10 protein-coding genes are annotated in these 12039 nt (G+C 49.9%); 1 reads left to right on the top strand and 9 read right to left on the bottom strand.

Translation table 11 applies throughout. The features are described 5' to 3' along the window. The first annotated feature begins 122 nt into the window (after positions 1 to 122). Complete coding sequence (locus K8S19_07015; protein MCD4813424.1) at positions 123 to 1262, top strand: hypothetical protein; 1140 nt, start codon at positions 123 to 125, stop codon at positions 1260 to 1262. A 265-nt stretch (positions 1263 to 1527) separates the two neighbouring features. Here K8S19_07015 and K8S19_07010 read toward each other — a convergent pair whose 3' ends face one another. From K8S19_07010 to K8S19_06970, 9 genes are all read right to left on the bottom strand, one after another. After that, positions 1528 to 2805, bottom strand: a complete 1278-nt coding sequence (locus K8S19_07010; GenBank protein MCD4813423.1) for a hypothetical protein — start codon at positions 2803 to 2805, stop codon at positions 1528 to 1530. Between the two features lie 198 nt (positions 2806 to 3003). Beyond that, positions 3004 to 3819 (bottom strand): TrkA family potassium uptake protein, encoded by an 816-nt coding sequence (locus tag K8S19_07005; protein MCD4813422.1) that lies wholly within the window; start codon positions 3817 to 3819, stop codon positions 3004 to 3006. Then, complete coding sequence (locus K8S19_07000; protein MCD4813421.1) at positions 3816 to 5186, bottom strand: hypothetical protein; 1371 nt, start codon at positions 5184 to 5186, stop codon at positions 3816 to 3818. The genes K8S19_07005 and K8S19_07000 overlap by 4 nt, the downstream gene beginning before the upstream one ends. Before the next feature lie 6 nt (positions 5187 to 5192). Then, positions 5193 to 5624 (bottom strand): hypothetical protein, encoded by a 432-nt coding sequence (locus K8S19_06995; protein ID MCD4813420.1) that lies wholly within the window; start codon positions 5622 to 5624, stop codon positions 5193 to 5195. A gap of 11 nt (positions 5625 to 5635) precedes the next feature. Continuing rightward, complete coding sequence (locus K8S19_06990; protein ID MCD4813419.1) at positions 5636 to 7174, bottom strand: sodium-dependent transporter; 1539 nt, start codon at positions 7172 to 7174, stop codon at positions 5636 to 5638. A gap of 110 nt (positions 7175 to 7284) precedes the next feature. After that, positions 7285 to 7449 carry a DUF6485 family protein gene (locus tag K8S19_06985; GenBank protein MCD4813418.1) on the bottom strand — a complete coding sequence of 55 codons (165 nt, stop codon included), beginning with the start codon at positions 7447 to 7449 and terminating at the stop codon, positions 7285 to 7287. Between the two features lie 75 nt (positions 7450 to 7524). Further along, the gene (locus K8S19_06980) at positions 7525 to 7884 is read right to left on the bottom strand and encodes a secondary thiamine-phosphate synthase enzyme YjbQ (GenBank protein MCD4813417.1); all 360 of its coding nucleotides are present in this window, start codon (positions 7882 to 7884) and stop codon (positions 7525 to 7527) included. A gap of 146 nt (positions 7885 to 8030) precedes the next feature. Next, positions 8031 to 8996 carry a hypothetical protein gene (locus K8S19_06975; protein ID MCD4813416.1) on the bottom strand — a complete coding sequence of 322 codons (966 nt, stop codon included), beginning with the start codon at positions 8994 to 8996 and terminating at the stop codon, positions 8031 to 8033. Between the two features lie 4 nt (positions 8997 to 9000). Next, entirely contained in the window at positions 9001 to 11703 is a 2703-nt protein-coding gene (locus K8S19_06970) for a hypothetical protein (protein MCD4813415.1), read from the bottom strand. Positions 11704 to 12039 lie beyond the last annotated feature (336 nt).

The raw sequence follows: 12039 nt of genomic DNA, 5'->3' as shown, positions 1-12039 counted from the left end.
ACAAAAGAGCAAGAGAAAAAACTCAATTGCGGTCTATTTTCTATTGTTCAATTGTTCAAAAATTTAAAAAAGCAGACTAAATGCTCACGCTCCCAGGAAAAATAGACAGGCAGGTGACTTTCATGCCGCAAGCGGATCATCCCGAAAAAATGGACGATGGTATCCCAACAGCATCGGACACTGTTTCAATTGATGATTTCAATCCCGAGAAACTTCTCCAATCGCCGCATGCCGGTTTAACGTGTTCCGTCAATCTCAAGGAGATCGATTCCGGGCAGGCTTTGCAGACCCTCTTGCTTCACTATACCGCCCGCATCCGCCAACTCAAGGAAGGGCTTTCTTTTTCACAAAAAGAAAATGATCATATGGTGGATGAATCCCTGATGCAAAATCTTGAGCTCATCAACCTCAACAAGAATTTGGAATACAAAGTTAAGGAACGAACCCGCGAATTGGGCATTACAAATGTCAAACTGGAAGTAACCAATCAAAATCTGGAAACCGCCAATCGTCTGTTGGAGGAACAGGCACAGCAGCTCAAAGAACTGGACGAAACCAAAGAAGCGCTCATGCACATGGTTGTGCATGACATGAAGAACCCCTTAACCGCTATTTTGGGCACACTAACCCTTTTCAAAAAAAACGACTACACTCTGCCGCAGGATATTCATTGCCTGCTGAAAAACTCACACGGGCACGGCATCAAACTGCTCTCCATGATCGAGGAGTTCCTTATGATCAGCCGTATGAAAACCAAGGAATTTAAGTTAAAATCCGAACAGGTTAACTTAATTAAAGTCATCCACACCAGCATTGACATGATGAAGCAAACTGTTACACAAAAAAATCTGAGGTTTGATTTTCAGCCACCCGAACCCACGCTTGATTTACAGATCGATATCCAAATCATTGAGCGGGTGATTAATAATCTTTTAAACAATGCGATTAAGTATTCCTCAAAAAACCAAGCGATCACCCTCAGCGTTGAGCGTCTGGCAACATCGGTCCAGATAGCCGTCACCAACCGGGGACCTGTGATTCCCCGGCAATACCACCTCAAAATATTCGAACTGTTTTCACGCGTGAACAAAGATGATAAACAATACTCAGGTACCGGACTCGGACTGGCATTTAGCAAACTGGCCATCAAAGCACATGGCGGCACATTGGAGGTCATCTCGCCGGCACCGCCGCAGGACGACGGGGCCTGTTTTTGCTTCACCTTACCGTTTAATACACTTGATATTCCGAACACTGACTAAATCATATTCATTTCTTTTTCTGTTTGCGTGCAGTGCCTTTTTCTCATACCAATGACTATATAAAAATAATTTAATTAACCACGGAGCGCACGGGGAACACGGAGAAAGTCCTTTTTAAAATAAAACCTAAAATAAACAAATTTTTGTCCTGTCATATTGATTTCTCAGTGAACTCCGTGTGCCCCGTGGTGAGATGATGTTGGCTCGTTATAAACCCCTGTTCGCCTTGATTTGTAATATGTGGTAGGGTGCCCTGCTTATTGTGTCAGCGAGCAATGGGCAGATGGAGAATAAATTTCGCACCCGATTGGGGTTCGCTCCGGACTTCGATGGTTCCGTTCATTTCTTCCAGCAAGTGTTTTACCATAAACAACCCCAGGCCGTTCCCTTCCGTGCGGGTTGTAAAATAGGGTTCAAACACCTGTTGGAGATGCTCGGGCGCAATCCCGCTGCCCGTGTCGGCAACCATCATCGAAACCCAGGAATCACCCGGCCGGTAACCTGCCTGAATTGTAACACTCCCCTGGACGGGTAAAAATTGATATGCATTCAACAGCAAATTGATAAATATCCTCTGCGTTTGTTCTTCATCTAAAAACACTTCCGGCATATCTGCCGGAATCTGCTTAATGATACACAACTCCCGGGTCTGATATTTTTTCTCCACAAAAGTAATGACGCGATCCAATGTTTTTTCCAGTACCAGCCGTTTTGGTAAAAGCTGCAAAGGACGGGCAAACACCATCAATTCCTTAATCGTGTGATCTACATTACGGACTTTGTTGATCATGCTCTCATAGAGGCTCTGCTCCGGATGACCGGCTTCCATTTTGTCAAAAACCAATTGAAGGTTGGTCCCGATAATGGTCAATGGATTTCTTATTTCGTGGGCGACGGTTGCGGCAATTTTTCCCACCAACGCCATTTTTTCAGTACGCTTCAAGTGGTTCTGCGTGTTTTGGAGTTTGGTCATCATCCGTTCCAACCGGGTATTTTGCTGCTTGAGCTGAAAAATAAAATAGGCGTTTTCAATTCCTTGAGCAATATATTCAATAAACAAATCCATCTTTTCACGGGTGGCTTCATCTAACAGCAGCGAAACTTCGTCGGCCAACGTCAAATAGCCAATTATTTTTCCGCGAATGGTAATCGGTAAAATCCCGCACCAGGGGTAGTCCGCACCTGCCAGCTGTGCGAGCAAAGGAGCATGTTGCGGTATTTGCTCCGGCGGCACACCACCCCGGTAAAAATCAGACAGCGTACCGGCCCGTTCCGGATGCTGCATATAGGCTGTCACAAATTCTTCCGGAACCTGTTTGACGGCTGCAATTTCCAAATCACCGGTCATACGGTTGGTTAAAAGCAGCGTGGCTGCCTGCGCTTGAAAAAGATCCGTGGCAATGGTCAGTACCATACTGCTCAATATGCCAAAGTCATCCTGATTATTCATTTCTTGAAATGCCCGTATCAATGCCTGCAGTGAGGGTGGTGCAAAAACACGCTGGGTTGTTTCCTGGACTGTTTCCTGCGACAATGTCGTCACCTGGCGTCTCCCTTATTCAATTGACGATCCGTTTCCGCTTAGTTTTAGTATCGTTTATTATTGAATAAGCTTAAACCGGATGACATAAAAATAAAAAAACGGGCCGCCCGGCTGTTCGCAAAGCGAAATGCCGGATGGCCCGTAAATTGATATTCAGTTTCCCCGCACTGAAACACGCGGCAAGTCTATTTAGACCAACTACTCATGAAGGCGGTCGAGCTTTTTCAAATCCTCGTCACGGCCAACAATGACCAGTGTATCATCCTTGCCGACTTCGTGATCTGCCGTGACCAGAACATCATAATAGGATTCCTCATGCCCGACACCTTCTTTGTCAAGTTCAAGCTTACGGTGCTTCAGGGCAATAACATTGACATTAAATTTATTACGCAACTCTGTCTCGCGCAAAGTCTTGCCCACTAAATCATCCGGCACCGGGACCTCGACCACTGAAATACCTTCAGCCAATTGAAAATAGTTCAAAACACTGACTGCCGTCAACTCGCCCACCAGATCAATGGCCGCTTCCCGTTCAGGAAAAACCACCCGATCGGCGCCGACTTTGTCCAGGACTTTTGCATGCAACAGATTGGTGGCCTTGGCAATGACCTCGGGCACACCCAGTTCCTTTAAAATCATGACCGCCATGACCGAAGCTTCGATGCTTTCTCCGATCGAAACAATCGCCGAATCCACGCCATCCACACCCGCTGCCTTAAGCGCCTTAACATCCGTCACGTCCGCTGTAATCGACTGGGTAACCATCTCGGACATTTCCTCTGTCCGTTCCGGGTTGCTGTCAATCGCCAGGACTTCCATACGTGCCCGAATCAGCGCCTCGGCGACGTGCTGGCCAAAATTGCCCAGCCCCAATACGGCAAATGCCCGGCGCTTTTTTGACTCCATACGCGTTGAAAGCGGCCGCACGGTTTTCAACCAATCATCAAATTTAAACCAATCCAGATCTTGTTTGGCTGCTGCTTTTCCGTTCTTCTTTTTTTTGGATGTACTCATCCGATACTCACTCTCCCCTCAGGATACTTCAATTGTGGATGCTGGGACTGATAGGCTGCCGCCAACCCCAAGGTCAGCGGTCCCAGCCTTCCGATAAACATGGCTACAATAATGATGGCTTTCCCCGCACCGGAAAAGGATGCGGAAAGACTCAAATTCCCGCCATTGCCGGTGGATAATCCAACGGTTCCCAATGCCGAGGTCACCTCAAAGGCAATATCAATGACCTGCTTATTTTCCCAGACCACCAAAAATAACGTAAACATCACCAGGATCAAACCCATGGTGACGATAATCATCATGGCTTTAAAAATTGTTTCCGGCATAATCTGCCGTTTAAACGCCACGACATCCTGCCGTCCCCGCAAGGTGTTCCAGACGGATAAAAGCATAATGGAAAACGTGGTGGTCTTGATGCCGCCGCCGGTACCGCCCGGGGATGCCCCGATAAACATCAGCGGCATGAGAAAAAACAGGGTCCCGGTGGCCAGCCGGCCGGTATCCTGAATATTGAATCCTGCGGTCCGTGAACTAATGGAAAGAAACAGTGCCTCTTGCCAGCTCCCTTGGGCGGTCATCCAGATACCGGCAAAACCGACAAGCAACAACGCAAAAGTTGCGATTAAAACCAGTTTGGTATGCTGAGAAAGACGGTTCCGTTTCCGGTTCGCAATATCCATAAATTCGCGTATCACAAAAAAACCCAGACCACCGAACAGCACCAGCGCACTGATGCAGCCAACCACCAACGGCCGGGCACCTTCACCCATTAAATTATTACTAAAAAGGCTGAACCCGGCATTATTAAACCCGGAAATGGAATGAAAGACTCCCAGCGCTATCGCGCGCAGCGGGGGATAGCTCTCCCAGTAGGCTAAAGAAATCACAATCGCGCCAATCAATTCCGCCGTGATGCCGACGATCAAAACGCTGCGAAGAAACTTACCCATGCCTTCCGCCGTATCCAGATTGAGCGCCTGCTTAATGGTGGCACGCTCATTCACGCCTATACGCCGACCCAGTAAGACTGCCGCAAGTGTGGCTAAAATCATATATCCCAGCCCGCCCACTTTAATTAAGAGCGCAATCACGACCTGCCCAAAGGGTGTGAATGCTGATGCAGTATCACGAACAATCAGGCCGGTCACACAAACCGCTGAGGTGGCGGTAAACGCGGCATCCATAATACTGATCGGCTGGTTGTCGGGCACTGACCATGGCAGGAGCAATAAAAAAGCTCCCAGCGCGATAATGACAGCAAACGATATGACCAGCCTTTGCGGCGGTGAGGCCCCGATAGACTTGCCCCCCATCGCCGCCCGGCGGGCCATAAACATATCTTTAAGAAATTCTTCTGTTGATTTCATGGCTTGTTAACGCTTCTCCAAAGAATAAAATAATTTCCGGGTCTCAAACCGATTAAGGGCCCGGCCGATTAAAAAATAACACGGCCAACGGGCCCGATTGCCCCATTGGTCCAAAATCAAGTGATGAAATATCCCGATTGCCAATCCTCCCGTTATCGCCGGAAAAAAACCCCAGCCGGCAGCAAGACCCAGCAGCACAACACCTTCCCCGACATGGAAAATCAGATAAATTTTTTTCTCGTGAAATGATCTCCAAAATTCAAAAAAATCTTTTACCGACCGCCATTGTCTGCGAACCAGCCAATAGTCCACCAGATGGTCTGTATCAATCAAAATACCGCCGAGTATGGAAAAAACCGCCGCCTGCCAAGATCCAGTCAACCACCCCAGCAGACCACCCACTGTGAGGGATGCGGAAACATGAATAACCGGTCGCATGCATCCGCCTTTTAACGAAAAAGTTCGTCTGATTCAGGTACATGCTCCGAATGCAGGCGTTTAGATTCCCAAGGATAGAACGTGAGCATCACTGCAGCACCCAGCGTGGCCAAAAGCCAGCTGACACCGATACCCAGCAGCGCACCTGTTGTATAACCGCCGTAACCTTGGTGAATTTCCGAATATAAAGAACGTACCAGCATGACCAGTAAAATCCCCGGGGTTAAATATTTAATCATCCTATCCCATCCCCGGTTAAGCTTTATTTGGGTGGTGGCATTGATGTGCTTGCGCAAAATACCGGCCTTGAGGATATAGCCCACAAAGACACACTGCAGCAGCCCGGCCATCACCAAGCCATACTGATTAATAAAATGATCCAGAATATCCAGCCAAAACAAACCGCCGCCGGTGGTGAAAATCAATGAGCCGATAAATCCGGCAGTACACAACCCGGTAACCACCCAGGCACGACGCAGCTTAAATTTATCCATAATCGCGCTGGTCAAAGATTCAACAATCGAGACCCCGGAAGAAAGCCCGGCAATGGTCAGGGAGGAAAAAAATAAAATCCCAAAAACCTCCCTTAAAAATGGCAGCTTGGAAATCGCCTCAGGAAACACCACAAAGGCCAGGGTCGGCCCGGACTGGACCACCTGGTTAATCGGCAGATGCTTGACCTGGGACAGATAACCCAATATGGCGAACACAGCAAACCCCGCAATAAAGGAATAAATACAATTGGCCAGACTGATCACCAACGCGTTTTTCACTAAATCGGATTTGCGCGGCAAATAACTGGCATAGGCAATCATGATCCCAAACCCGATGGAGAGGGTGAAAAAAATCTGGCCATAGGCCGCTATCCAAACCTTGAAATCCAGCAGCTTGGACCAGTCCGGTTTTAAATAATATCCAATGCCCGCGCCTGAGCCCGGCAGCGTCATGGCCCATCCGACCAGAATCAACGTGGTTCCCAACAAGATGGGCATAAATATTCTACTGGCCTTTTCAATCCCGCGGTGGACTTCCTGCCAGGTAATAAACCATGTCACCATCCACATCAGTCCGGTGGCCAGCATGATCGGAACTCTGAGTCCGCCCAGTTGAGACGGCGACTGGGTAATCCCCAGATATTTATGTAAAAAAAAGTCCTGCGTATCCGCGCCCCAGGCCAGGTTGAAAGAAAAAATCGTGAAATTCGCACACCAGCCGATAATGACCTGATAGTAAAACATAATACCGAACATAACAAACAGCGGCATCCACCACCCCAACCACTCCGTCTTGCGGTTTACCTTGGCAAATGCCAACGGTGCGGAAGCCATTTCCCGATGCCCCAACCCGTATTCCAAAATCAATAGCGGAACACCGGCGGTTAACAGTGCAATGAAATAGGGAACAAGAAATGCGCCACCGCCATTAGTATACGCCATATAGGAAAAACGCCAAATATTTCCCAATCCAATGGCCGAACCGATGGCTGCCAGCAAAAACCCCATATTTGTCGAAAAATAACCGCGTTGATGACCTGTAGCGGTGGTTCGCATAAAATCCTCCTAAAAAAAACAAAACAGGCTGCGAAAAAAGTTCGCAGCCTGCTGTTTCTGCTAAAATCATACTCAGACAAACGGAACCTGTCAAATGGAAAAACAGAAAATTAGCCCCGGGAGCGTAAATATGCTTCCACGCTCCGGTCGTAGGTTTTTTCCGTTTTCGCATCAAAATAACAGGCCGGCAGTTCCCCCAATTGGCGGTGATACGCCACACACTCACAGCAAATCCCTTTGCGGGAGCAAGGGTAAGTGCAATTGCAATATTTCATGTTCTGTTCTTTTTTACATTCCACGGAATCACCCCACAAACGTAGGGAACGGTCGCGACCGTTCCCTACAAAAATTTAATCCCCCATGACCTTGATGACCAGACGCTTGGGGCGTTGGCCGTCAAACTCTGCGTAAAACACCGCCTGCCACGGGCCCAGATCAAGGCTGCCCCGGGTAATCGGCAGCATCACCTGATGATGCACCAAAAGATTTTTCAAATGCGCATCCCCATTGGTCTCGCCGGTGCGGTGGTGGCGGTAGTCCGGGCGAAAAGGCGCCAGCCTCTCAAGCCAGTCATCAATGTCCTGGTGCAGTCCTGGTTCATTATCATTTACAAACACCCCGGCGGTGATATGCATGGCTGAAACCAGTACCATGCCTTCTTGAATACCGGAGGCAGCTACTTCTTTTTCAACATCAGGAGTAATATTAATGTATTCGCGATGTTTTTTAGTATTAAACGTTCGATACCTTCATACCAACCTCCCACGTTCAATCACGGAGCCCCACGGGCAAGCCTGTGGGGCTCCATACTTTTTTCATGTGCAGCTTTGGCTATTTTAGTCAATAAGACTCGTGTTTATTTTTTAAAATATATCCGCTTCAATTTAGCCAGGTCCAGGGTTTGGCGCGCTTGCTTAAACTCCACTCCGGAAAGCTGCATTTTCAAATTGACCGGCACCTTGGCCTGGCCCTGGCACTCGGCCTGAAATCTGCGCCCCGTATAGGTTTTCCCCTGGATCACGGTTTTAACTGCGTCGTCCGGCAAGTCCTGGCCGTGCAGCCTCGCCTTGACTAACAGGGTCAACTGGTAAACCGGGACCTTCCTGGCTCGTTGAGCACCTCGCACCCTTATTTGTCTGTGCCCAGTGAGCATCATACCCGTGCAATATAATCGCGTTTTTACCGCTTGCTTGACAACGCGCACCAAAGGCGTGACGGCTTTAATATAGTTCAAGCCGCGCTGGATATGGGCCTCGAAACGAACTTTTTCCGCCAAAGGCAAATTCTCCCAAGGAATAAGAATCTGCTGGTTGACGGATAATTCGCCGCTATCTCTGACAAAGATCTGCCGTGTTTCAAGGCCTCCGCGCGTCTGCGCGACTGCACGCACTTCGATGCGGTCACAGTCCGCCATAATGGCCAAGCGGACGCCTGAGCGGCTGGCTTGGGCGTGCATTTGCCCGCGCGGTTTTCTGGCGCGGTCGTAGGTTGCAATAATTTGGTTGTGCAGTAGAACCTCAACCTTTTCCAGGCCTGCTTTGGCCGGAAAAACCGCGATAAAATCCCGGGGTTTTTCCGTATCCGAACGATAGCCCGTTGTGGACGGCCGTAGGTAAGGGTGCATGGCCAGAAGCTGGCGCTGCCGCTTGTCTTGGCCGACAATTCGTACGGATGTCAGCAACTGATAGCCGTGGTTTTCAGGCCGCCAGTCGGTCTGCAGGATCGTATCCAGCGCGACATTTTCTTTTGCTTGTGGGTGTTCGCGGTAGACACTCCCGCGAACAATATAATGACGGGGCTGTTCGGTTCGAGACGGACTCATGGCTTCACTCTCCGCTCAGTTCGGAATAATTACTATGCAAATCGATGGTCTTGGTCAATTCAAAAAACTTGGAACCGCAGTAAGTCATGATGTCATAACATTTAAAACGCCCCTCCGGGGAATAAATTAGAAGTCTATTCCAATTAGGCAAACGGGTGGTGGTGTCCTCTCTAGGCAGAAAAACTTTTTCTCCGCAGGTAGCTCGTGGGTAAAACGCCTGTTCGCCTGGTTTCCAATACTTGGGCGGAATCACAGGGTCGCTGGGATCCTCATCGCAGGCCAGATAGTGATGGTAGGCCTTGGGATGCGCGTGCCCAAACTCATGCGCCGCTGTTATAGCGTTTGAGAGCATTCTTGCCAGTCCGGTAGAAGTGCTAGAGTCATAACGCTTCAAATACATCCAGCCGGCCCGGCTCGCATATCCGGCTGCCCCACTCCAATCGGCCACCGATTCATCCAAGGCATTACGGAATCCCTTGTCCATAACCGCCATAAACATACCTGGCCGGTCACCATGTAAATCCTCCACCTTGTCAACAATACGGGCAGAGTCGCTCCGTCCCCAATGAAAGCGGGGCGGTTTGTATTCAATGCTTTCGCTGCGGTGAAACTCAAATTCCACCGAAGGGGTCAGGACTGTCAGCCACTCTTCCATCAGGTCAAATTCCTCGTCCGTTACGCATTTGACCGGCCGCCAGTCGTCTTCAGCCAGGACCTGCACCCAATGCCATTTAACCTTGCTCGGGGCCACTACCCGGAGTTCGAACATGAGGCTTTGGCTCGGACACAAGACGCCGGGGCGCGTACCAAGGTTGGGATGCAATCTCACCGTACAGTTCACGCGGTAGGTCCCGGCGGTGGGGGGGATAAAATTAAAATAGAAGAACCCATCACCACCCCAGCGTATGGCCAGATCTTCATGTACTTTGTCCGCGTTCTGCACCCGGTTTGCGTCTTCAGTATCCAATACGCCCTCATGCTTGACTTTCCATCCGGGATAGCCTAAGGCGTTGTCCGCCAGAGTGCCGCCGGCAACGACCTGGCCAGTGCTGATATTTTTTACTTCATACTCCAAAAGGCATTGCAGCGAATTATTGTCCGTGGGATCCGGTGGCTGGTTGCGGAAATACGGCAAGGGCGCGTTATGTTCCAGTAAAATCCGGATCCAGGTGCCCTTGCCCTTGATCAGCGGCGGATTGATGGGCTGGACGACCTTGGGTCCGTTAAATTGATAAAACCCCGAGGCCGGCTGGTGGCTCAACTCCGGATAGGGGCTGCGCAGGCCTGTGCTGATTGTCTGTCCCACATCATACGCCAACACAGAGAGCCGGAGCGGATACGTGACGCCGGTACTAAAGGTCTGGTCCACATGTCCGCAGCGGCTGAGCACATTGAGACGCACGTCATACTGCCGAGGGTAGATTCCCTCGCTGCCGTCGGAAAGCGTGCGATGCTCCATATTCAGAGGCAGGGCCACCTGCTTGATCACATGGTTGCCGTCCACCGGGCCGGACAAGTCGATATCCTGGGCATTATCCACCCAAACCTTCAGGTTTTCGGCTCCAAAAAGCGTCAGGCAATAGTCCTTGGTGAAGGGGCCTTCCCTGAGCCAATCAGGTGGATGAAAGGAAACCTCCGGTTTTCCGACCCATAAAAAATTCTTCCTTTCATTGTCCCAGGGCAGCCAGAAGCGGTTGCTGTTTACGTTTAAAGCCTTGGCCAGGTTATTCAGATAGTAAGTGACATCCGCCCTTTCCTGCGGCCGGACTAAATTAATGGGGCCGGGATGAACGTGCCGCCCATCGATCGCTGTACTGGGCTTGATATTAAACAGATATAAGGAAGTGTTGCCGGCTTGGCCGCCGCCTTGCAATTCCAGGGGATTGCCCAGGATTATAAAAGACGTTAGTTCTCCGCCGGAAAAGACCAATCGATACTCTTTTAGCAGGTCGCGGACTTCAGTCGAACTGAGGCCCTGTTCAAGTCTCAATCGCAGTCCAATTCGCGGCTGTCCGCCGTTGGGCGTGGCGCAAATCATCCTGGGATCCAGGGCAAAAAATGAATCAGCAGGAAAAAAAAGCGAGGTGGCTTGCAACGGCGCCCGATCTTCCTCCCAATATTGCCGATAAATGGAAAGCGCCTCCTCCACGCGCGCCTGCAAGGATTGCGGCAAGGGCAGGATGTTTTCCTGCAGCACGCTATGCTCATAGGCCAGAAACCGCCGGAAACCTTGTGGTGTGGGCGGATACGGGTAATCTTGCAGTGTGGGCAGGAACCCGGTGGGCGCTTGCAGTTCCCGCAATAAATTTAAACGACATAGCAGGCGAATGGATTTCCAGAGTAAATCCAGATGATCCGCTTTTTTTAGCGAGGGCACCAAATACAAACAGGCGGCCATGGGCAACAGCGCCCGGTCGGATAAAAAAGCCCGGTCCTCGGGTACATAGCGGATGCGGCTACTGATCTCCTCCACCGAAGCCGGTGTGCCCCACATACCCGGCCCGGTGTCTGACCAGGCGCACGAGGACAGGAAAAAGAATCCGCTGAGTATTTTGGCGAAGGGCCGCGCCTGATTTTGGGCGTCCAGTTCCAAGAAATTTTTACTGGAATTGAGCAACCAGTCTGCTTGGTTCAGCAAGCGGCGCAATCTTCCGCCCTGAAATTCAAGGTAGCGCCTTATTTGCCAACGAGCTTCGGATGTTAGCATAAGCCCCTCCAGTCATCTCATTAGGCAAATTGTATCATTCCGTTGTCGAAAATCAACCTCATTCCACTCAGATTTAGTTCCCGCTAAGTCAGAATCCCATATCCCCTTCAGCCGGCCAATTCAACCGAAGCAGGCTGATCAGGATTGCGAGGTTCACGCTGACGAATAATATACTTTATGAGCCACAGACACACACGGATAAAAGATTTAAAATATATTATCAGGCCTCAAGGAAGTCCTCATAAGGCGCGCATAAACTCTTGCAGACACTTATATGCCTGCCGGTAAAGTTTAGTGAGCATTTCCCGGTCATGCTTGAAGCATACCCGCAACATT

It is taken from the genome of bacterium, from assembly GCA_021108215.1.
In the GTDB taxonomy this organism is placed as follows: Bacteria; Oederibacteriota; JAAXVQ01; order JAAXVQ01; family JAUVAV01; genus JAIORK01.
This window is presented reverse-complemented; position numbering and strand designations above follow the sequence as displayed.